This window comes from Thioalkalivibrio sp. ALE17 (assembly GCF_000425605.1).
In the GTDB taxonomy this organism is placed as follows: domain Bacteria; phylum Pseudomonadota; class Gammaproteobacteria; order Ectothiorhodospirales; family Ectothiorhodospiraceae; genus Thioalkalivibrio.
On record NZ_AUDT01000004.1, the window covers coordinates 40,489 to 61,741 of the forward strand.

General features: G+C 67.8%; 21 protein-coding genes and 2 tRNA genes. 11 read left to right on the top strand and 12 right to left on the bottom strand.

Annotated features, from left to right (window positions below; translation table 11 throughout):
• Positions 1–24 precede the first annotated feature (24 nt).
• Both H609_RS0104925 and H609_RS0104930 read right to left on the bottom strand, forming a co-directional pair.
• Complete coding sequence (locus H609_RS0104925; protein ID WP_018867376.1) at positions 25–525, bottom strand: heme-binding protein; 501 nt, start codon at positions 523–525, stop codon at positions 25–27.
• Positions 526–719: 194 nt separating this feature from the next.
• Positions 720–1,490, bottom strand: a complete 771-nt coding sequence (locus H609_RS0104930; protein ID WP_028484441.1) for a hypothetical protein — start codon at positions 1,488–1,490, stop codon at positions 720–722.
• A 165-nt stretch (positions 1,491–1,655) separates the two neighbouring features.
• Here H609_RS0104930 and H609_RS0104935 point away from each other — a divergent pair, with 165 nt between their 5' ends.
• Positions 1,656–2,711, top strand: a complete 1,056-nt coding sequence (locus H609_RS0104935; RefSeq protein ID WP_026280537.1) for an NAD(P)-dependent alcohol dehydrogenase — start codon at positions 1,656–1,658, stop codon at positions 2,709–2,711.
• Here the strand turns inward: H609_RS0104935 and H609_RS0104940 are convergent.
• From H609_RS0104940 to H609_RS0104965, 6 genes are all read right to left on the bottom strand, one after another.
• Positions 2,701–3,348, bottom strand: a complete 648-nt coding sequence (locus H609_RS0104940) for a dienelactone hydrolase family protein (protein ID WP_028484442.1) — start codon at positions 3,346–3,348, stop codon at positions 2,701–2,703. The two genes, H609_RS0104935 and H609_RS0104940, sit on opposite strands and share 11 nt — an antisense overlap.
• Positions 3,335–3,988, bottom strand: coding sequence for a phosphoribosyltransferase (locus tag H609_RS0104945; protein ID WP_026280426.1), 654 nt, complete (start codon positions 3,986–3,988; stop codon positions 3,335–3,337). The genes H609_RS0104940 and H609_RS0104945 overlap by 14 nt, the downstream gene beginning before the upstream one ends.
• A 130-nt stretch (positions 3,989–4,118) precedes the next feature.
• Positions 4,119–4,322: a DUF2892 domain-containing protein gene (locus H609_RS0104950; protein WP_018867381.1), complete on the bottom strand. Its 204-nt coding sequence runs from the start codon at positions 4,320–4,322 to the stop codon at positions 4,119–4,121.
• A gap of 123 nt (positions 4,323–4,445) precedes the next feature.
• Entirely contained in the window at positions 4,446–4,649 is a 204-nt protein-coding gene (locus H609_RS0104955; protein WP_028484443.1) for a DUF2892 domain-containing protein, read from the bottom strand.
• A 199-nt stretch (positions 4,650–4,848) separates the two neighbouring features.
• A tRNA-Thr gene (locus H609_RS0104960) sits at positions 4,849–4,924 on the bottom strand.
• A gap of 58 nt (positions 4,925–4,982) precedes the next feature.
• Positions 4,983–5,069 (bottom strand) — tRNA-Leu (locus H609_RS0104965).
• 258 nt (positions 5,070–5,327) lie between these two features.
• Between H609_RS0104965 and queA the strand changes: the two genes are divergently transcribed.
• The 5 genes from queA (at position 5,328) to secF (ending at position 10,781) form a co-directional block, all read left to right on the top strand.
• Positions 5,328–6,404 carry a tRNA preQ1(34) S-adenosylmethionine ribosyltransferase-isomerase QueA gene (gene queA / locus H609_RS0104970; protein ID WP_028484444.1) on the top strand — a complete coding sequence of 359 codons (1,077 nt, stop codon included), beginning with the start codon at positions 5,328–5,330 and terminating at the stop codon, positions 6,402–6,404.
• Positions 6,394–7,509, top strand: coding sequence for a tRNA guanosine(34) transglycosylase Tgt (gene tgt / locus H609_RS0104975; protein WP_028484445.1), 1,116 nt, complete (start codon positions 6,394–6,396; stop codon positions 7,507–7,509). The genes queA and tgt overlap by 11 nt, the downstream gene beginning before the upstream one ends.
• A gap of 84 nt (positions 7,510–7,593) precedes the next feature.
• Positions 7,594–7,923, top strand: coding sequence for a preprotein translocase subunit YajC (gene yajC / locus H609_RS0104980; protein ID WP_018867385.1), 330 nt, complete (start codon positions 7,594–7,596; stop codon positions 7,921–7,923).
• A gap of 25 nt (positions 7,924–7,948) precedes the next feature.
• Entirely contained in the window at positions 7,949–9,817 is a 1,869-nt protein-coding gene (gene secD / locus H609_RS0104985; RefSeq protein WP_018875361.1) for a protein translocase subunit SecD, read from the top strand.
• Between the two features lie 16 nt (positions 9,818–9,833).
• Entirely contained in the window at positions 9,834–10,781 is a 948-nt protein-coding gene (gene secF / locus H609_RS0104990; RefSeq protein ID WP_018867387.1) for a protein translocase subunit SecF, read from the top strand.
• 96 nt (positions 10,782–10,877) lie between these two features.
• Here the strand turns inward: secF and H609_RS0104995 are convergent, their stop codons facing one another.
• From H609_RS0104995 to H609_RS0105010, 4 genes are all read right to left on the bottom strand, one after another.
• Complete coding sequence (locus tag H609_RS0104995) at positions 10,878–11,405, bottom strand: DUF302 domain-containing protein (protein ID WP_028484446.1); 528 nt, start codon at positions 11,403–11,405, stop codon at positions 10,878–10,880.
• A gap of 105 nt (positions 11,406–11,510) precedes the next feature.
• Positions 11,511–12,065 carry a C40 family peptidase gene (locus H609_RS13340; protein ID WP_038036111.1) on the bottom strand — a complete coding sequence of 185 codons (555 nt, stop codon included), beginning with the start codon at positions 12,063–12,065 and terminating at the stop codon, positions 11,511–11,513.
• On the bottom strand, positions 12,043–12,843 hold the full coding sequence (locus tag H609_RS0105005) for a hypothetical protein (RefSeq protein ID WP_028484448.1): 801 nt from the start codon (positions 12,841–12,843) through the stop codon (positions 12,043–12,045). The genes H609_RS13340 and H609_RS0105005 overlap by 23 nt, the downstream gene beginning before the upstream one ends.
• 61 nt (positions 12,844–12,904) lie before the next feature.
• Positions 12,905–14,467 carry a bifunctional aminoglycoside phosphotransferase/ATP-binding protein gene (locus tag H609_RS0105010; RefSeq protein WP_028484449.1) on the bottom strand — a complete coding sequence of 521 codons (1,563 nt, stop codon included), beginning with the start codon at positions 14,465–14,467 and terminating at the stop codon, positions 12,905–12,907.
• A gap of 140 nt (positions 14,468–14,607) precedes the next feature.
• Between H609_RS0105010 and mrcB the strand changes: the two genes are divergently transcribed.
• From mrcB to truD, 5 genes are read left to right on the top strand one after another with little or no spacing between them, the layout of a single operon-like run.
• Positions 14,608–16,962 (top strand): penicillin-binding protein 1B, encoded by a 2,355-nt coding sequence (gene mrcB / locus H609_RS0105015; RefSeq protein ID WP_081659425.1) that lies wholly within the window; start codon positions 14,608–14,610, stop codon positions 16,960–16,962.
• Positions 16,963–17,003: 41 nt separating this feature from the next.
• Positions 17,004–17,528 (top strand): tetratricopeptide repeat protein, encoded by a 525-nt coding sequence (locus H609_RS0105020; RefSeq protein ID WP_018875368.1) that lies wholly within the window; start codon positions 17,004–17,006, stop codon positions 17,526–17,528.
• Positions 17,521–19,497 carry an ATP-dependent DNA helicase gene (locus H609_RS0105025; protein WP_028484451.1) on the top strand — a complete coding sequence of 659 codons (1,977 nt, stop codon included), beginning with the start codon at positions 17,521–17,523 and terminating at the stop codon, positions 19,495–19,497. The genes H609_RS0105020 and H609_RS0105025 overlap by 8 nt, the downstream gene beginning before the upstream one ends.
• Positions 19,488–20,171, top strand: a complete 684-nt coding sequence (tsaB, locus tag H609_RS0105030) for a tRNA (adenosine(37)-N6)-threonylcarbamoyltransferase complex dimerization subunit type 1 TsaB (protein ID WP_018880702.1) — start codon at positions 19,488–19,490, stop codon at positions 20,169–20,171. Before H609_RS0105025 ends, tsaB begins: the two co-directional genes overlap by 10 nt.
• Positions 20,168–21,244, top strand: coding sequence for a tRNA pseudouridine(13) synthase TruD (gene truD, locus H609_RS0105035; RefSeq protein ID WP_018875371.1), 1,077 nt, complete (start codon positions 20,168–20,170; stop codon positions 21,242–21,244). Before tsaB ends, truD begins: the two co-directional genes overlap by 4 nt.
• Positions 21,245–21,253: the final 9 nt, after the last annotated feature.

Genomic DNA, 21,253 nt, shown 5'->3' on the forward strand with positions numbered 1-21,253 from the left:
GGCAAGGCCCCCGCGTCGCGTAGATCAGAGCAGGTCGTCGGCGATCGCGTCCATGCCGGCGGCCGCGCATTCATCGTCGATCTGACCGCTGGGCGCGCCGGAGATGCCGATGCCGCCGATAATCCGGCCCCCGGCCATGATCTGTTTGCCCCCGCCCAGGATGCTGACCCGGGGCAGATGCTGGATCCCGTAACCGGCCGCGCCGGGATCGGTCATTTCGCGCAGTTCCAGGGTGTCGGTGCGGAAGCTGACGGCGGTCCAGGCCTTGCTGATAGCGGTGTCCACGGTATGAGGCCCGGCGAAGCGATCACGCTTGAGCGCCTGGGGCGTCCCGTGGCGGTCGACCACCGCCGCGGTCACCTGGGTGTCGCGATCGCGGCAGGCCTGTACCGCCGCCTCGGCGGCCTTGACCGCGAGTTCGGGGATCAGGGTGGGGGTATCGAACGTCCCCTCGCTGGCATGCAGTGGCGCGGCAGCCAGTACGAGGGCGATGGGGGCGGCAAGAGCGTAGCGCAGAGTCTTCATTACGGGCCTCCAGGGAGCCGGGGTTTCGCACCCTGATCACTAGATCGCCCGGTCGTGCCCTTCAAGCGGTCCACGATGCGCGCGGACCGGCTGCTCAGCCTGCTTGAGGAAACGATCCGATTCGTCGGTAAGTTACTGTGTTTTCTTTATAAAACGCATCAAATAACGCTGGCGCGAGTGGTCGTCGAGCGGGCTCAGGCCGCGCCGCTGGCGACTTCGCGATCACGGCGGGCGAGGTCGCGCAGGGCATGGCGCAGGGCGGGTCGAAGCGGGGTATTCAGATGGGCGCGGGCGCGTCCCGGCGGTATCCCCTGATCGCGGCAGAACAGACCCAGGGCATAGGCAAGATCATCGCGGGACAGCGCCGCTTCACGTTCGGCAGACGGGCCCTTGCAGGCACCGCACTGATTCACGCGGACCTGAAAGGCGGTATTGGCCAGCATTACGCCGAAGCCCATGCGGGTGGCCAGAAGCTCCGCGATGTGCGCCTCGTTGCCTTCCAGGGCCGGTGGGGTCTGGCGCGCCGTGGCGAGCAGACGCAGGGCGATCTCGCGTGCGAAGTGGGCGATCAGGGCCTGGGAATGGGGGACCAGTTCCGGATCGTAGGGGATACCCACTCCCGCACTCTGGGCTGTCGTTCCGTTCGGGGCGGCGCGGGCTGTGCCCATGGCGTCCCACGGGACCGGGGCGTCCATCAGGTTGCCGGGATGCGAGAGCCGAAACGGGCCGTCGGCGAGCCCGGCATGCTCCAGGACGCGATCAAATACCAGCTGTGCCATCGCCTGCCGGTTGTCCGCCTGGCCGGGGAAGTGCTCGGCCGTGGGCAATACCAGGTGTGCTTTGCGCAGAAGCGGGCCCAGGTGGGGTTCGTTCTCGGCCCAGTCGAAGATCGCGTGGATCCAGGCACGGCTTTCCGGGTCGAGGGCCGGCGCGCGTTGAAACAGGCGGGGGATGAGCGAGATCACATGCGATCCTGAACGGCGGATGTAGCCTTATTGTACGGCAGGCGATCGTCGGGTCGCGATCGCAAGGCTCGGTTCAAGTGACCGGGCGAACCGCCTGCTATGTTCGAGACACAGGGTCCACGTGGATGCCAAACGCAACAACCGGCCAAACCCCAGGAGGCCAGCATGAGTACGATGAAGGCGGCGGTTTTCGTCGAGCCGGGTCGGATCGAGATTCAGGACCGGCCCATCCCGGAGATCGGGCCGACCGACGCCCTGCTGCGGGTGACGACCACCACGATCTGCGGGACCGATATCCATATCCTCAAGGGCGAGTATCCCGTGGAGGCCGGGCGCATCGTCGGGCACGAACCCGTCGGGGTGATCGAACAGCTGGGCAGCGCGGTGACCGGCTACGAGGTGGGCCAGCGTGTGATCGCGGGGGCCATTACGCCCTGCGGGCAGTGCCATTCCTGTCAGGAAGGCATCTCCAGTCAGTGCGGTGGCAAGGCCATGGGGGGCTGGCAGCTTGGGAACACGATCGATGGCTGCCAGGCGGAGTACGTGCGTATTCCCAACGCCCAGGCCAACCTGACCCCGGTGCCGGACGGGCTCAGTGACGAGCAGGTCCTGATGTGCCCCGACATCATGAGCACGGGTTTCGGCGGTGCGGAGAGCGGGCACATCCATATCGGCGACACGGTGGCGGTGTTCGCGCAGGGCCCGATCGGCCTGTGTGCCACGGCGGGCGCCAAGCTGATGGGCGCGACCCGGATCATCGTGGTCGATGGCGTGCCGGAACGCCTGGAGACCGCCCGCAAGCTGGGCGCGGATGTGGCGATCAACTTCCACGAACAGGACCCGGTCGAAGCGATTATGGACCTGACCGGGGGCCGCGGGGTGGATGTATCCATCGAGGCCCTGGGGCAGCAGGAAACCTTCGAGGCCAGCCTGCGCATCCTGAAACCGGGCGGGACGCTATCCAGTCTCGGGGTTTACTCGGGCAAGCTCTCGATGCCGCTGGATGCAATCGCGGCCGGACTGGGGGACCACACCATCGTGACGACGCTGTGCCCCGGCGGGAAGGAGCGCATGCGGCGGCTGATGGAGGTGGTCGCTTCGGGGCGCGTGGACCTGACGCCGATGGTGACGCACCGCTACAAGCTGGCCGATATCGAGGCCGCCTACGACCTGTTTTCGCATCAGCGCGACGGCGTGCTGAAAGTGGCGATCACGCCGTAGGGAGCCACTGACGGAACCAGGCCGCCGCGAGGTCCGCCGCCTGCTCCAGCGTGCCGGGTTCCTCGAACAGATGGGTGGCACCGGGGATGATCTCCAGATCGCAACGGGCGTGCATCAGCGCCTGCGCCTGGCGATTGAGCTGGATGACGGTGGTGTCGAGGCCGCCCACGATCAGCAGCGTGGGGCTTTCCACCCGTTGCAGGGCGTTACCCGCCAGGTCCGGACGGCCGCCGCGCGAGACGACCGCCCGGATCGCTTGTGGCGCGGCCGCGGCGGCCCGCAAGGCAGCGGCCGCGCCGGTGCTCGCGCCGAACAGTCCCAGCGGCAGGGCCGCCAGGGTGGGCTGTGCCGTCGCCCATTGGCAGGCCTGCACCAGCCGCCGGCCGAGCAGCTCGATGTCGAAGCGGTTGGCGTAGGTCCGCTCCTCCTCCTCGGTCAGGAGGTCGAACATCAGGGTGGCCAGGCCGCTGTCCTGCAGGGTGCCGGCGACCTGGTGATTGCGGGGGCTCAGGCGGCTGCTGCCGCTGCCATGCGCGAAAATGACCAGCCCGATGGGCGACCCGGGCAGGTCGAGGATTCCCTGGTGGGGATCGCCATCCAAGACGAGGCTTACGTTACGGTCCTCAGCGGGAGACATCGGGTCGTTGCGACTGGTGGACCGAGGCGAGCAAGGCGATGACTTCGTCATCCGAGGTCTGCTCGAAATCTTCGTAATAAGCCCCAACGGACCCGCGAAAATATTCCGGGATATCCAGGGTGACCAGTTCGTCTGCCTCGGTTTCCAGCATCGCGGCGGTCTCCGCCGGCGCGACGGGGATGGCCACGACGAGGTGGCGGGGCCGGCGCTGGCGGGCGTCGCGGATCGCGGCCCGCATGGTCAGGCCAGTCGCGATCCCGTCATCGACGATGATGGCCAGTTTGCCGGTCACCTCCGGCACGGGTGCGGTGCAGTACAACTCGCGCCGGCGCCGGGCCTCCGAGCGCTCGCGCGCCTCGGCCTGCTCCAGCCAGTCGGGATCCACGCGCTCCGCCTCGCGCGGATTGCAGACCCGTTCGCCGTGTTCCGGTACGGCACAGATGGCGTACTCGGGGTGGAACGGGTGACCGATCTTGCGCGGGATCAAAAGGTCCAGCGGCATGCCCAGGTGCCGGGCGACCACAGCGCCCAGCGGCACCCCGCCTCGTGGCAACGCATAGACGACCCCGGGCTGACCTCGATAACGGTCCAGGGCGCGGGCGAGCCGCTCACCGGCTTCATTGCGGTCTCGGAAGCGCATGCGGGCACCTCGCGCAGGGGGTTATTCCCGTGAGTGTAGGCCACCGTATCGCGCACCGGGGAACGCCAAAAGAAAAGGCCCGGGGCCAATGGCGCCCGAGCCTCGCGAGGAGATGGTCTGGTCGAGGGGCTTAGTTGAAGGCTTCCCCGGGCTTCACGCCCATGGCCTTCAGGATCATCGCCAGCGGGCAGAAGCCGGTGAAGGCGGACTGCAGCAGGTTGAAGCCAACGAACAGGGTCAGGATCAGCCACATCGGGGTGAAGAGCCAGGCGAGGATGGCGCTGATGATCACGACGGTGCCGGCAAAGGCGAGGACGATGCGGTCAATGCTCATGGATGATGCCTCCGGGTTTCGTATTAGTAATCGCTAATATGTAGTCTGTCGCCCGTGATTACAAGGGGTGCGGGGCGGTCGCACCCTACGGGGAACGTTGAGCCCAAAGTGGCCTGTAGGGACTCAGCGGAAGATCTCGCCAGGCTTCAGCCCCATCGACTTCATGATCATGATCAGGGGGCAGAAGCCGGTAAACGCGGCCTGAATCAGGTGGACGCCGATAAAGGCCGCGAGCAGCAGCCACCAGGGGCTGACCAGCCAGGCGAGCAGGGCACTGACCAGCACGACGATCCCTGCGAACAACATGAAAAAGCGGTCTGTGGACATGATGACGCCTCCTTGGGGCAGAGCCCGAGGGGGTTGTCTGCGGGGCGTAGCCCGGGGGAAAGCCGGGCCTGCTGACTCGGCTTCCCTGTGGGGCGCCTCTGGACAACCTCGTATCTCCGAGATTACACCCCGCGGGGCGATCGTCAAGGTAGGGATGTGCGTCAGGAGAGAACACCACTGGCTGTGGGAGCCCGAAAAATGGAGCCGGCGACAGGAGTCGAACCTGCGACCCTCTGATTACAAATCAGATGCTCTACCAACTGAGCTACACCGGCCTGATGTCGGGGAGTCGTGCGCCCCGGGCGGGCCCTGGCGGAGGGCCCGAGAAAATGATGGTGCCGGGAGCGAGAATCGAACTCGCACTCTGTTGCCAGAACCGGATTTTGAGTCCGGCGCGTCTACCAGTTCCGCCATCCCGGCTTGTGGGGTGCCGGAGAGATGCCGATGGGTCGGCGTCTCCCCGCGGCACACGGATGTGCCGTCGGAATCGCCCTCAACGGGGGTGGATTCCAAAGCAGGCTGCAAAACGCGTTTGCAGCGCTGCGCGCGCTGAAAAAGCCAGGTCGACTTTGTTCAGCGCGAGCGTAGTGTAGCGCAGGTTCCCCGTGGCAGAAACGGGCTTCGCGGGCCGGGGCATGCCGCGCCGCGCTGGCGTGGCGCGTGGTAGCATCGCGCGCCATGCGTGTTGCCGACTTTGATTACGAGCTCCCGTCGGAGCTGATTGCCCAGTATCCGTTGCCGGACCGTGTGGGGTCGCGCCTGCTGGTGCTGGAGGACGAGCGCCCGCGGGATGCCGGCTTTGCGGAGATCGAAAATCTGCTGCGCCCGGGCGATCTGCTCGTGCTGAACGACACCCGAGTGATCCCGGCGCGAGTATTCGGGCAGAAGGAGAGCGGGGGCCGGGTCGAGGTGCTGGTCGAACGCATCGAATCGACCGGGCAGGTACTGGCCATGGTCCGGGCCAGCCGAGCGCCAAAGGTGGGGACCCGCCTGCGGCTCGCGGATGCTTTCACGGTCGAGGTGACCGGGCGCGAGGGGCCGTTCTTCCGGCTGGTTCTGGTGGAGGCCGGGGACGTGCTGGCTCTGTTGCGCACGCACGGCCATGTGCCACTGCCGCCGTATATCGAGCGGGCTGACGAGGCCCATGACGCGGATCGCTACCAGACGGTGTTCGCCCGCCGCGAGGGTGCGGTCGCCGCCCCCACCGCGGGGCTGCATTTCGACGACGCGCTGCTCGCGCGGCTGCGCGAGGCCGGGGTGGAGACGGCGACGGTGACCCTGCATGTGGGGGCCGGGACCTTCCAGCCAGTCAAGGTGGAGGACACCGCCGCGCACGAGATGCATGCGGAATGGCTGGAGGTCTCGCCCGAGGCCTGCGCCGCCGTGGCGGCGTGCAAGGCCCGCGGCGGGCGTGTGGTGGCAGTGGGCACGACATGCGTGCGCTCGCTGGAGACCGCAGCGGCCGGGGGCGCGCTTGAGCCGTTCCAGGGCGAGACGCGGCTGTTCATCCAGCCGGGCTACACGTTCCGCGTGGTGGACCGGATGGTCACCAATTTTCATCTGCCACAGAGCACGCTGCTGATGCTGGTGGCGGCGTTCGCCGGCTATCACCGGATCCTGGATGCCTACGCCCATGCGGTCGCGCAGCGGTACCGGTTCTTCAGTTACGGCGATGCGATGTGGCTGGCGCCGGGGCGGGCCGATGACCTCCCGCCCAGCCTGAGCGCCGATACCGGAGGCACCGATGGAGTTTGAAAACCTGGCCGCCGATGGCCCGGCGCGGCGCGGCCGCCTGCATTTTCCGCGCGGGACGGTCGAGACGCCGGCATTCATGCCGGTGGGGACCTACGGCACGGTCAAGGCGATGACTCCGGAAGAGCTGCGCGAGCTTGGGGCGGAGATCATCCTTGGCAATACTTTCCACCTGATGCTGCGCCCGGGCACGGAGGTCATCCGCGCGCATGGCGACCTGCACGACTTCATGCACTGGGAGGGGCCGATCCTGACCGATTCCGGGGGATTCCAGGTCTTTTCGCTGGCCGAGATGCGCAAGATCTCGGAGGAGGGCGTGCGTTTCCAGTCGCCGGTGGATGGCTCGAAGGTGCTGATGACGCCGGAGTCGTCGATGCAGGTGCAGCGCGAGCTGGGCTCGGACATCGTGATGATCTTCGACGAGTGCACGCCGTACCCCGCCACGGAGGACGAGGCGCGCCAGTCCATGGAATTGTCCCTGCGCTGGGCGGCACGTTCGCGCGCGGCGCATGGCGATAACCCGGCGGCCTTGTTCGGGATTGTGCAGGGCGGGATGTATCCGGAGCTGCGCCGGGAATCGGCGGAAGGCCTGCAGGCGATCGGTTTTGACGGCTACGCGCTCGGGGGATTGTCGGTGGGGGAGCCGGAGGACGAGCGGCTGCAGACCCTGGACGTGACCCTGCCGCTGTTGCCGCCGGATCGCCCACGCTACCTGATGGGGGTGGGACGACCGGAGGATATCGTCGAAGCGGTGCGTCGCGGCGTGGACATGTTTGACTGCGTGATGCCCACCCGCAACGCGCGCAACGGTTTTCTGTACACCCGCGAGGGCGTGCTGCGCATTCGCAATGCCCGTTTTCGCGAGGATACCGGGCCGATTGACCCGGAATGCGGCTGCTACACCTGTCGTCACTATTCGCGGGCCTATCTCAAGCATCTCGACAAGTGCAACGAGATCCTCGGCTCGCGCCTGGCGACCACCCACAATCTGCATTACTACCAGGACCTTATGCGCGGAATGCGCGAGGCGATCGCGGCGGGGGCGCTCGATGCGTTCGTCGCCGATTTCTACGTTCGGCGCGGCATGGACGTCCCGCCTGTGCCATAATCCGCGCGTTATTTTTTACGCCGTCCGGCCGCGGTTTTCGGGGCAGGGCGGTGCTTGACCCGAACCGACAGACGGAGTGTTTCGATGGACTTTCTGATTTCTGCAGCGCATGCCCAGGAAGGCGGAGCCGCCGGCGGCGGCATGATCGAGTTCCTGATCATGATCGTCATTTTCTTCGCGATCATGTACTTCCTGATCATCCGCCCGCAGAGCAAGCGCGCCAAGGAACATCGCAACATGGTCGAGGCGCTCTCCAAGGGCGACGAGATCGTCACCAACGGCGGTGTGGCCGGCAAGATCACCGAGGTCAGCGACGACTTCATCAAGGTTGATATCGCCGATGGCGTGAACGTGGCCGTGCAGAAGCAGTCGGTCGCCTCCGTGATGCCCAAGGGCACGCTCAAAGACCTTTAAACCCCGCCCTTCAGGGTCTCCGAATATGCGCAATTCCTATCCGGCGTGGCTGTACGCCCTGATCGTCGTGGTCGTTCTGGGTGCGGGGCTGTACGCCGCGCCCAACCTGTTTCCGGAGGACCCGTCGGTCCAGATCGGGAATCCGATGACCGGCGAGATCGACGAGAACATCCGGGATCTCATGGGCACCATCCTGGGTGCCCAGGGCGTGACGCCAAAGCAGGTCGAGGAGCAGGACGACGGTCAGATATTGCTGCGCTTCGAGACCACCGACGAGCAGTCGGCCGCCGCCGAGATCCTGCGCAACGCCCTGGACGACAACCATACGGTGGCCCTGAACCTGGCCCCGGCCACGCCGAACTGGCTGCGGGCGATCAATGGCCAGCCGATGGCTCTGGGCCTCGACCTGCGCGGCGGTGTGCACTTCCTGATGGAGGTGGATCTGGAGGCGGTGATCGGCACGGCGATGGAGCGCTACGCGAACGAGTTGCGCGGGCGCATGCGCGACGAACGGCTGTCCTTTGACACGATCGAACGCAGCTCCAGCGACCTCACCGTGATGTTCGGCAACGAGGCGAACTATGAAGCGGCCGAAAGCTGGCTGACCCGCGAGTACCGCGGCGAACTGGAGTGGGACGTCCGCGGCTCCGGCGACTCCATCCGGATGGTGGCGACGCTGGACGACGACCACCTGACCGAACTGCGGCGGCAGGCCCTGCAGCAGAATATCTCGACCCTGCGTTCGCGCGTCGATGAACTGGGCGTGGCCGAGCCGATCATTGCCCAGCAGGGCGAGAACCGCATCGTCGTGCAGCTTCCGGGGGTGCAGGACACCGCCAGGGCCAAGGAGGTGCTGGGTGCGACGGCGACGCTGGAGTTCCGCCTGGTATCGGAATCCGGGGACCCGATGGAGGCGGCGGAGTCCGGCCGTGCGCCGTCGGGCACGCGTCTGTATCGCGAGCGTGACGGGACGCCGGTGCTGCTGCAGCGCCAGGTCATGCTGACCGGTGACTACATCACCGACGCCTCTTCCGGTATTGCGCAAGACACCGGCGGGCCGGCCGTGTTCATTAACCTGGATGGCCAGGGGGCGCGGATCTTCTCGCGGGTGACCTCGGACAACGTGGGGCGCCTGATGGCCTCGGTGTTCATCGAGACGACCACCGAGACGGTGGAGGAAGACGGTGAGCAGGTCCTGCGGACCTCGCGCAGCGAAGAGGTGATCAACGTTGCGCGCATCAATGAGCCGCTGGGTCGGCGCTTCCAGATCTCGGGACTCGACAGCACCCGCGAGGCGCGCAACCTCGCGCTGCTGCTGCGTGCCGGGGCGCTGGCCGCGCCGATGTCCATCGTGGAAGAACGCACGGTCGGGCCAAGCCTGGGGCAGGAGAACATCGACCGCGGCATGCAGTCGGTGGTGATCGGCTTTATCGCCGTGATGATCTTCATGATCCTCTACTACCGCGTGTTCGGCCTGATCGCGAACGTGGCACTGGCCCTGAACCTGATCTTCATCGTGTCGGTGCTCTCGATGCTGCAGGCGACATTGACCCTGCCGGGGATCGCCGGGATCGTGCTGACGGTCGGTATGGCGGTGGACGCCAACGTGCTGATCTTCGAGCGCATACGCGAGGAGATCCGCAACGGATTGTCACCACAGGCGGCGATCTCGTCCGGCTATGACCGGGCCTTCACGACCATCGCGGACGCCAACGTGACGACGCTGATTGCGGCCCTGGTGCTGTTCCTGTTCGGTACCGGTCCGATCAAGGGCTTCGCGATAACGCTGTCGATCGGGATCATCGCTTCGATGTTTACCGCGATCATCGTGACCCGCGCCATCGTCAATCTGACCTACGGGCGCCAGCGCCGGCTGACGCGCCTGGCCATCTGAGCGCCGGGAGACCCGCATGCTTCCGCATCTGAATTTCGCCGAATCGAACATCGATTTCCTGGGCAAGCGCAAGATCACGATCGCCATCTCGCTCATCCTGATCCTCGCTTCCATCGCCATGCTCGCAACCCGCGGCTTGAACTTCGGGATCGACTTTACCGGGGGTACCCTGGTGGAGGTCGGCTATCCCGAGGCGGTCGAGCTGGATCCGATCCGTGAGACCCTCGCGGCCGGGGGCTTTGCCGGGGCCCAGGTGCAGACCTTCGGGACCTCGCGCGATGTGCTGATCCGTCTGCCGCCAAGCGAGGATGACGACGATCCGGCGATGCTCTCCAACCGCGTGCTGAACACGCTGCAGGATGGTGGACCGCAGGACCCGGACCTGCGTCGGGTGGAGTTTGTCGGCCCGGCGGTCGGGGAGGAGCTGCGCGAGCAGGGCGGCCTGGCGATGATCTATGCCCTGGCGGGCATCCTGATCTACGTGGCGGTTCGCTTCGAGTGGCGGTTTTCCATCGGTTCGGTTCTGGCCCTGGTACACGATGTCCTGATCACTCTGGGGATCTTTTCGTTGCTGCAGCTGGAGTTCGACCTGGGCGTGCTGGCGGCGGTACTGGCGGTGATTGGCTACTCGCTGAATGACACCATCGTCGTGTATGACCGAATACGCGAGAACTTCCGGGTGCTGCGCAAGCAGGGTACCGAGCAGGTGATGAATAACGCGGTCAACAAGACCCTGGCGCGTACCATCGTCACCAGTATGACAACCCTGCTGGTGCTGTTCTCGCTCGCGTTCCTCGGCGGGGCGGCACTGCAGAATTTCTCGATCGCCCTGATCATCGGGGTGATTGTGGGGACCTACTCGTCCATCTTCATCGCGGCGACGGCGGCCTTGATGCTGGGCGTTGACCGTCAGGTCCTGCTGCCGGTGAAGAAGGAAGGGGCCGAGGAAGATCAGACGCCCTGAGGGGGGCGTCACACCGGGTTGCACGTTGCGGCCCGGAAAGAAAAAGCCCGGAGCCGCAAGGCCCGGGCTTTTTTCGTGTCGGACGGGCCGCCTGGTTCAGAAGGACAGGGCGTTCTGCACGATGCGGTCGACCAGTTTGTTGACGTCGCGCAGGGCCTCCGCGGAGGGCTCGTCGCCGATCTCCGGGACGCGCTGGTAGCCCACGTAGATGGTACCGGGCTCGTCGGAGAGTTCGTAGATTGCGATCACGTAGGGGCAGAAGGTGATGTTGTGAGGGTCCGCATCCATGGTCGCGCGCGAGTAGGTGGCGCTGCAAAAATCGACGGACATGCCGTTCAGGTACAGGCCTTCGCCACTTTCCTGGTCGGCGGTGCGGTCCAGCATGTCGGCAATGTAGCCGCGATTGTTGATCACCAGTCCCTCGGCGGCGATGGCGTCCTCGATCATCTCGTAGTAGAAGTCGAACTCGCCCTCGATGCTGTACACCACGCGTTCCTGGGTCTCGATCACGGTCTCGGGGCCGAATGCGTGCGCGGTGCTGGTGGCGAAGCCGACGCCAAGCCCGAGGGTGATGGCGAGGGCCGAGGTCCGCAATGCGCGTGTAACGGGGTTGGTCGTTTTCATGGTTCCTTCCTCAGGTAGCGGGTTCGAAGGCTGGATGAGCGAGGGCGGGTGTCGCCGCCAACGCCCCTCGGGACGGCCGGCACCGCGTTTTCCGGGATGCCGGGTTCAGTCGAAGAAATGACCGGCAAACCGGGTTCGAGGGGCCCAGTAGGGGTTGTCCAGTTGCTCAATACGCACCTGGCCCCGGGAGCTGGGTGCGTGTACGAAACGTCCGTCTCCCACGTAGACCCCGACGTGATCGATTTGACTCCCGTTGATCGCGAAGAACACGACGTCACCCGGCGTCGGGGCGCCGTCTCGCCGCGTGGCGGCCCGTGCCTGGTCGCGAGTGGTGCGCGGCACGCTGCGACCGGCCTCGCGGTAGGCGCGCTGCACCAGGGCGGAACAGTCGAGTCCGGAGGCGTCGGTTCCCCCGTAGCGATAGGGCGTGTCCAGGTGCCCCAGGGCCGTGAGGACGACCTCCGAACGCTCCAGACCGGCCTCGGGCGCGGGACTCATCGGCCCCTGCGGGAGCGGCTGGGGGGTGGCGATGGTGGTGGCGGTCTCCGTGCCGCGCGGCTCGGGGCCGGCGCTGCAGGCCGCGAGGAACAGCAGGCCGCTGCCCACCAGAGCGAGGGGCAGGAAGCGCGGGACGGTGTCAGAAAAGATCGCGTTCGGCATAGCGGTCGGGGACAGTGAAGAGCTCGGGACTCAGGTCGTCGGTGGAGATGCCCGCGAGGCGAGTGGTCACGCCGTCGTGTTCGCTGACCTCCAGGGGGATGCCATCCACGCGCGGCAGCAGGGACGCGCCCATCTGCGAGGCCATCGGGCCACCGGCCTCGAGGGCGCTGAGGGACAGCTCATACAGGCGATCCATCAGGGCGCCCAGGGTGGCGAAGTCGTGTTCCTCCAATCCCAGACGGGCCGGGTCCGACACGCAGACCGTACTCTGCACCTGACCATCGATCAGGACCTCGTGCTCGTCACAGACGAAATCGCCGATCTCGCGCTGCTCGCCGGTGGTCCGGGTGCTGATTTCGGCATCGAAGCCTTCCGCGCCGATGCCCAGTTGCGATTCCAGTTGCTGGCGCACCTCCGGCGGAAGCTGCTCCATCTGGCGACGCAGATCGCTGACCATATCGGTCATCGCGCGCATTTGCTGGTCCATAACCTCGCGGGTCAGCGGGGTGTAGGTCTGTTCGGTGTCGTCCACGACGGTCAGCTGGTCGTTGGTGGCGTCGAACAGCATATAGCCGGAGGTGCCGCTCATCGCCTCGTTCAGCTCCATGCGAACGATGTCACCGCGCACCAGGATCTGGCTCTCCAGCCCCTCGTCGTCCACATAGTGGAGCAGGGCATCGGCCTGGGCCGCAGAGCCCAGCGCCAGCAGCCCGCAGGCGGCGAGCGGTGCAAGGGCGTGGCGGAGGCGGTCGAACGGGCCAGTACGGCAACGATGCATGGGGGTGTCTCCGGTTTCCGGGCGGACTGTGGTGCTCGTGGGCCTCATTGTAGCGCGTTGCTCAGGTTGCGACGGGCTGGAGCAGGCGGTGCGCGAGGGCATCGGGGTCGAGCGGTGCATCCGGGGCGACCTCGATGCAGCCTTCGGCATCGGTCGGCCATTCCTGTTGGGGCTGCTGCTGTTGCATGACCTCGATACCGGCATCCGAGGCGTCGGTGCCCGCGCGAGCGCGGCGCTCCAGGCGCTCGCGCAGAACGTCTTCGCGCGCCTGGCAGGCGACCACGGCGAACCCGGCCGCATGGCGCCGGGCCAGGGCCTGGAACGGAGCACGTTGCTCGCGGGTGAGGAAGGTGGCATCCACGACGACGGTCAGTCCGAGCGACAGCAGGCGTTCCGCGCGCTGCAACAGGTGTTCGTAGATCCGGGCGCGCCCGGCGGCGCTGTAGTCCACCGGCTCCTCCATCCGCTTGCGCTCGATGTCGGAGCGCAGCCGGATCGCCCCCAGGGCCTCCAGCACCTGGGTACTGACGACGGTCTTGCCACTGCCGGAGACGCCGTGCATCAGGACGAGGCGCGGCGAGCCAGCCTCGGTCAACCGGTCCGCGAGGGCGAGGTAGCGACTCATCTCCGCCCGGTGGGCCGCTTGTTCATCGGACGGCAGCTGGGGCTCGGCTCCGTGTATGCCCTGGACCTTGGCCCGGATCAGGGCACGGTAGACCTGGTACAGCGGCAGCAGGGCAAGACCATCGAAGTCTTCGCGCCCCTCGAGATAGGCATTCAGCAGCCGCCAGGCATGGGCGCGGGAGCGGCGGGCCAGGAGATCCATGGTGGTGAAGGCGATCTCGGACATCACGTCGATCCAGCGCAGGGCGGGATCGAATTCGATGGCGTCGAAGGCGACCGGGACCTCGTCGCCATCCTCGTCCGTGACGTAGACCAGGTTCCCGAGGTGCAGGTCACCATGGCCGTGGCGCACGAACCCGGCATCATGACGTTCCTGAAGAAAGGGCCACAGCCGATTGATTTCCGTTCGAGTCCATTGTTTCAGGCGCTCGAGGCGCGCCCGATCCGAGGCGCCGGTGACCGATTCGGACAGGGCCGGGAAGTTGTCCAGCATGGGTTGGGTCGCGGCCTCGGCGGTCCCGTACTCGGATTGAGCATCGGTCCGCTCGGTGCGCTCATGGAAGGCCGCGATGTAGTGACCGAGCGCATCCATGGCCGCCGTGGGGAGCCGGTCCCGGTCCAGCAGTCGGTCGAGCTGACGCTCGCGGTCGAAGCGACGCATGCGCACGGCGTAGTCGAGCACGGGTCCGTCGCCATTGATGACCGGATGCGCGTCGTCACCATTGAGGGTCACGACCTCCCGATAGAGCTGGGGCGCCAGGCGGCGGTTAATCTCCAGCTCGGTCTCGCAGTAATGGCGGCGGGCGTCCAGCGTGGTGAAGTCGAGAAAGCCGAGATCCAGCGGTTTCTTGAACTTGTAGGCCTCGTCGCCGGCGAGGATCACGGTGGAGATATGGGTCTCGATGGTCCGAACCGCTCTGGTGTCCGGCAGGGGCGTCGGGAAGCCGTTGCCCTGGACCAGTTGGCGCAGGCGTTTCTGGTGCTGTTCCAGTTCGGTCATGGGGGCTCCGCTTGGAGGTTCAGGCGGGCGAGCGTCGGCGCCGGATGTTTTTCCCGGAATCGCCGGGCATGCACCCGTTTTTGCTTGCCGGTCAGGTTACCATTGCAGCCGTTCCGGTCACGTCGCCCCCCAGCCAGTCCATGCCACGAAAGAGCCGCCAGCGTCCCCGTCATCGAAACGCGCCCCGCAGGGGGCGGGTCCGGCGCCTGCTGGGCGCGGGGGGCTGGACCCTGGCCGGCCTGCTGCTGGCCGCCGTGGGGATCGGGGGGCTCTATGTCCATCATCTGGACCGCGAGATCCGCGAACGGTTCGAGGGCCAGCGCTGGGCATTGCCCGCCCGGGTGTATGCGCGGCCGCTGGAGCTGTATGCCGGCCGCCCGCTGACGGCGGATGCGCTGGAGATGGAGCTGCGCGCGCTGAATTACCGCGAGACGCCGGAGGGTTCGGGCCCGGGCGAGTTTCACGTCAGCGGCGGTACCGTGCGGCTGACCACCCGGCCGTTCACGTTTGGGGACGGACCGGAGCCGGCCCATTCGGTACGCGTGCGCCTGGCGAACGGCCGGGTGCAGTCGGTGGCGGAGCAGTCCGGGGGCCGCAATGTGGACCTGATGCGGGTGGAGCCGTTGCTGATTGGCAGCATCTATCCGACCCATGGTGAGGATCGCATCCTGGTCGATATCGACGAGGTACCGCGCGAGCTGATCGGGGCGCTGCTGGCGATCGAGGACCGGCGGTTCATGTCGCATCGCGGGATTGATCCGGTGGGCATCGGGCGCGCGGCGGTCGCCAACCTGCGTGCCGGGCGCACGGTCCAGGGGGGCAGCACGCTGACCCAGCAGCTGGTCAAGAACTTCTACCTGACGCGCGAGCAGACGCTGAGCCGCAAGCTGAATGAAGCGGTGATGGCCCTGTTGCTGGAACACCGCTACGACAAGCGGGAGATCCTCGAGGCGTATCTGAACGAGGTGTTCCTCGGGCAGACCGGCGAGCGGGCGATCCATGGCTTTGGCCAGGCGGCCCAGTTCTACTATCAGCGTCCATTGAACGAACTGCGCCTGGATCAGCTGGCGCTGCTGGTCGGTCTGGCGCGGGGAGCGAGTTATTACGATCCGCGCCGCTTCCCGGAGCGGGCCACGCAGCGCCGCGACCGGGTCCTGGAGGCGATGGCGGAGACCGGTCTGGCGAGTCGCGAGCGCGTGGATCGGGCCCTGGCAACCGCACTTGATGTCTCCCCGGTAATGCCGGAGGGGCGCAGCCGTTTCCCGGCCTTTCTCGACCTGGTGCGGCGTGAGCTGCGGGCCGACTACGCGGACGAGGATCTGCGCAGCGAGGGCCTGCGGATCTTCACGACCATGGATCCGGTGGTGCAGATGCGGCTGGAGGATCGCCTGGTGCGGGGTGTGGACGAGCTGGTCCGGAGCCGCGGGGGCGGTTCCGACCTCGACAACCTGCAGGCCGCGGCGGTCGTGACCGATCCCCAGGCGGGCGAAGTGCTGGGGGTGGTGGGGGATCGCAACCCGCGCTTTCCCGGGTACAACCGGGCCGTGGAGGCCCAGCGCCAGGTGGGGTCGGTGATCAAGCCGTTCGTCTATCTCGCGGCCCTGACCAACCCGGATCGTTACACCCTGGCGACCCTCCTGGATGACAGCCCGCTGACCCTGCAGCTGCCGCACGGGGAGCCCTGGACACCGCGCAATTTCGATCGCGAGAACCGGGGGACGGTCACGGCCTGGGAGGCCCTGGTGCAATCCTACAACGTGGCGACCGTCCGCCTGGCGGAGGAGATCGGTATTTCCCAGGTGGTCAACCTGCTGCAGACGCTGGGGCTGCAGCGGACGCCGGCCCCGTTGCCTTCGCTGGCGCTGGGCGCGATCGAGCTGTCACCGCTGGAGGTGGCCGGGCTCTACCAGGCGCTGGCGAACGGCGGCTACGCGACGGGTACCCGGGTGATCCGGGATGTCCTGGATCAGAACGACGAGGTCCTGTCCCACTACGGCCTGTCGCTCCAGGGGGCGGTGTCGGATGGTTCCGTGCGCGTCCTGACCCATGCCCTGCACGACGTGACTCGCGAGGGGACCGGGCGGCGGATCGCGGCGCGGCTGAACGGTCAGGTGGTGGCTGGCAAAACCGGTACCACGAACAACTTTCGGGACAGCTGGTTCGCCGGCTTCGATGATCGGCATGTGGCGGTGGTCTGGCTGGGGATGGACGACAATCGCCCGACCGGACTCACCGGTGGCGTCTCCGCCGCGCCGGTCTGGGCGGAGATCATGGCGGGGGTAGGCGTGCACTCTCTGCGGCTGGAAGGCCACCCCGGCGTGGGCTATCAGGAGGTGGACCTGGCCTCCGGCCTGCGGGTGGAAAACGAGGACCATGCCTGCGAGGCGGTGAAGACGCTGCCGTTCTGGCAGAATTCGGGGCCCGAAGGGCGCGCCGAGTGCGACCTGGGCAGTGATTCCGGCTCGCAGGGCTGGTTCGAGAGGTTATTTCGTTGAAGATGTTCCGTATTGCAGAGGACCGGTCCCGAGAGGCCTGGATGGCCGACGGCGGCTGGCGGGCCGTGCAGGGTGCGGGGGTCGTTGCGCTGGCGCTTGTGCTGGCGGCCTGCGCGACCCCGGCGCCCCGCGATGCCGGCGCGCCCGCGCCCGACGCGACCGAGAGGGCCGTTGATGAGGATCCGGCGCAAGAGGAGCGTGATGCACCCGAGCCGGAACGCGAGCCAACCCCTGGCGCGGCCCTGCAGCTGGCCCAGCAGGCCGAGTCGGCGCGCCAGGCCGGAGATACCGCGCGCGCGGAACAACGCCTGGAACGGGCCTTGCGCATTGCGCCACGGGATGCGGGCCTGTGGCATCAGATGGCCGTGCTGCGCCTGGAACAGGGTCGCCACGAACAGGCCGAGCGCCTGGCGGAGCGTTCCCTGCGGCTGGCGGGTGGGACCGACCGCGAGCTCGGGCTGAAAAACTGGCGCGTGATCCTCGCGGCGCGCGAGGCCCTGGGCGATGCCGCCGGTGCCGAGGAGGCCCGAGAGGCGATCCGCCGTCTGGAAGCCGACGTTGTCTGACGCGGCGGCGGGATCGGCGGCCGTTCACGCCCTGAGCCCGGGGGGCGACCTGGCGGAGGCCGTTGCCGGCTTTCGCCCGCGCGAGCCGCAGCAGCGCATGGCCGTGGCGGTGGAGGAGGCCCTGGCCACCGCACCCACCGCCCTGCTGGTCGAGGCGGCCACCGGGGTGGGCAAGACCTTCGCCTATCTGGTGCCGATCCTGCAGGCGCGCCGCCGCGCCCTGATCTCCACCGGTACCAAGACCCTGCAGGACCAGCTCTTCGAACGCGACCTCCCGGTGGTCTGCGAGGCGCTGGGCTATCGCCCGCGCGCAGCCCTGCTGAAGGGCCGGGCCAACTACCTTTGCCACTATCGCCTGGAACTGGCCGCAGCCGAGGCGGGCGGCGCGACCGGTGGCGGAGTACGCCGTGACCAGTTGCCGGTGATCGAGGCCCTGCAGCGGTTTGCGCGCACCAGTGACACCGGGGATCTGGGGCTGGCCGGGATCCTCGCGGAGGACTCGCGACTCTGGCCGCAGGTCACCTCGACCGTGGACAACTGCCTGGGCGGGGAATGCCCGAACTACAACGACTGCTTTGTGGTGCAGGCGCGCAAGCGTGCCCAGGAGGCGGACGTAGTGGTGGTCAACCACCACCTGCTGCTCGCGGACATGGCCCTGAAGGAGGAGGGCTTCGGAGAACTGCTGCCCGAGGTGGACGCGGTGATCGTCGACGAGGCGCACCAGTTGCCGGATATTGCCGGATCGTTCTTCGGGATTGCCGTGGGCACGCGCGCCCTGCGGGAGCTGGCGCGGGACACGCGGCGTGAACAGGAGCAGCATGCCCCGGAGATGCTGGACATTCGCCAGCGGGTCGCGGAACTGGAGGCGTGCGTCGCCGAGTTCCTCGAGGCGTCGCGGACCTGGGAGGGGCGTTCCAGCTGGGATACGGTCAACCCGGAGGGTGCCCTGGATCCGTTGCTGGACCGCCTCGACGCGACTCTGGGGTTTGTCGGGGACGCGCTGGAGGCCGCCGCGGCACGGGCGCCGGGGCTGGAGCAGCTGCGCGGGCGCAGCGCCCTGTTGCTGGAGCGCCTGCGGGAATGGCGCGAGGAGACCCCGGATACCGTGGCCTGGGCCGAGCGCTTCAGCCAGAGCCTGACGCTGCACCGAACGCCGCTGGATGCGGCGCGTCCGCTCGCGCAGCGCCGGGCCGCGCGCCCGGCGGCATGGATCTTTACCTCGGCCACGCTGGCCGTGGGAGAGGACTTCAGCCATGCGGCGCGGCGCCTCGGACTCCCCGCGGACGTGGCCAGCGAACGCCTGGACAGTCCCTTCGATTTTCCCCGTCAGGCCTGCCTGGTGCATCCGCAGCCACCGCTTCCCAATCCCAACGATCCGGGATATACCCGGGCCTGCATTGCCTGGGCGTGGCCGCTGTTGCGGCACAACCCGGGGGGCGGGTTCTTCCTGTTTACCAGTCACCGGGCCTTGCAGGAGGCGGCCGCTATCCTGCGCGCCGAACTGCCACGCGACCGCGAGCTGCTGGTACAGGGCGAACAGCCGCGGGGCGATTTGCTGGCGCGGTTTCGCGAATCGGGGACGGCCTGGCTGCTGGGGGCCCACAGCTTCTGGGAAGGGGTGGACATCCGCGGCGAGGCGCTGTCGATCGTGATCATCGATCGCCTGCCGTTCGCCGCGCCCAACGATCCCGTCCTGCAGGCGCGCGCGTCCGCGCTGGAGGCCGAAGGTCGGTCGCCGTTCATGGAGTTCACCCTGCCGCAGGCCGTGCTGGCCCTGAAGCAGGGCGCGGGGCGGTTGATCCGGGATGCCGATGATGCCGGCATCCTGGGCCTGTGCGATCCGCGTTTGACCGGAAAATCCTACGGCCGGCGCTTTCTCGCCAGCCTGCCGCCGTTCCATCGCACCCGGGAACCGGCGGCCGCGCTGCGCTTCCTGGAGCAGGCCCGGGAGACGAATACATGCGCCTGATTGCGCTCGAAACCGCAACTGAACAGTGTTCGGCCGCGCTGTATGTCGATGGCGAGATCCTTGGCGTTGCCGAGCGCGCGGCGCGGCGCCACGGGGAATTGATCCTGGGGCAGGTGGAACAGCTGCTGCGCGAGGCGGATATCCCGCGCGCCAGCCTGGATGGCGTGGCGGTGGGCCGCGGCCCCGGGGCCTTCACGGGCGTCCGCCTCGGTCTGGGGGTGGCACAGGGGATGGCTTTCGCGCTGGATCGCCCCGTGGTGCCGGTCTCCACGCTGCAGGCCCTGGCGCAGCAGGCGCTGCGGGAGGGGCGACGGCCGGCAGCCGTACTGGCGGCACTGGACGCGCGCATGGGCGAGATTTACTGGAGCCTTTGTCCGGTCCGGGGGGACCGCGTGGAGACGGCGGCGGAACAGGTCGGGGCGCCTGCCAGCCTGGTGCCTGCCTGGCCCGAGGGCGAGCGTTTCGGTCTGGGCTCCGCGTTTGCCGCCTACCCTGAACTGGCGGCCGCGCAGGGGCTGGCCATGGCCGCCGTGGATCCCGACGCGCTGCCGGATGCCCGCGAGATCGCCCTGCTGGGGGTGGACGCCTGGGAGCGCGGCGAGGCCGTGGCCCCCGAGTATGCGCAGCCGGAGTATATCCGCAACGATGTCGCCCGCCCGGCCACGCCGCGATGAGCCGGGAAACCGAAAACGACGCCACTCCCTACCCGTGGTTGCCGCCGCTGGTCGCCACGATCAAGGCGGAGCCGGAGGACTTTCGGGTCGAGGAGGTACCCGCCACGACGCCCGAGGGGCAAGGCGAGCATGTCTGGCTGGAGATCGAGAAGCGCCTGCTGAACTCCGAGGACGTGGCCGTGTGGCTGGGACGCGAGTCAGGTGCGGGACGCGGCCGGGTGAGCTACGCCGGGCGCAAGGACCGTCAGGCCGTTACCCGCCAGTGGTTCAGCGTGCAGTGCCCGCCCGAGTCCGAGCCGGACTGGGCCGGCCGGGCCGAGGCCTGGAATATCGCACAGGAGGCCGAGGCGACGGGTAGCTGGATGCGGGTGCTGCGCATGGTGCGCCACGCGCGCAAGCTGCGCACCGGCCACCTGGCCGGCAACCGCTTCGAGATCCGGCTGGGTGCCGTGCAGGGTGACCGGGCGGCGGCGGAATCGATCCTGGCGGCGGTGCGGGATGGTGGCATCCCGAACTACTTCGGTGCGCAGCGTTTTGGTCGCGATAATCTGGAGCGGGCGCGCGTCTGGCTGGGTGGCGGGCGGGCGCCGCGCAGCCGCAATCAGCGCAGTCTCCTGCTCTCCGCCGCGCGCTCGGCGATCTTCAACGCGGTACTCGCGGCCCGCGTGCGCCGTGGCGACTGGGACCGGCTGTTGCCGGGGGACGTGGCCAATCTGGAAGGCTCCGGCAGCGTGTTCGCGGTACCGGAGGTGGATGCCGAGCTGGAGGCCCGTGCCGCCCGCCTGGACATCCACCCGACCGGGCCCCTGTGGGGCCGTGGCGCCATGCAGACGGCGGGCGAGGTGGCGGCGCTGGAGGCGGCCATCGCTGCAGAAGAACCGGTATTGGCGGAAGGGCTGGAGCAGGAGGGTGTCCGGGCCGCCCGCCGATCACTGCGCATGGTGCCCCGGGCCCTTGCATGGCGCTGGGGGGGCGACGACCTGTGGTTGTCGCTGGAACTGGGGGCCGGGGAATATGCGACGGGGGTCCTGGACGCGATTGGCAACGCGCGGGACGCGGACCGGTCGGGCTGACCGGGGCGG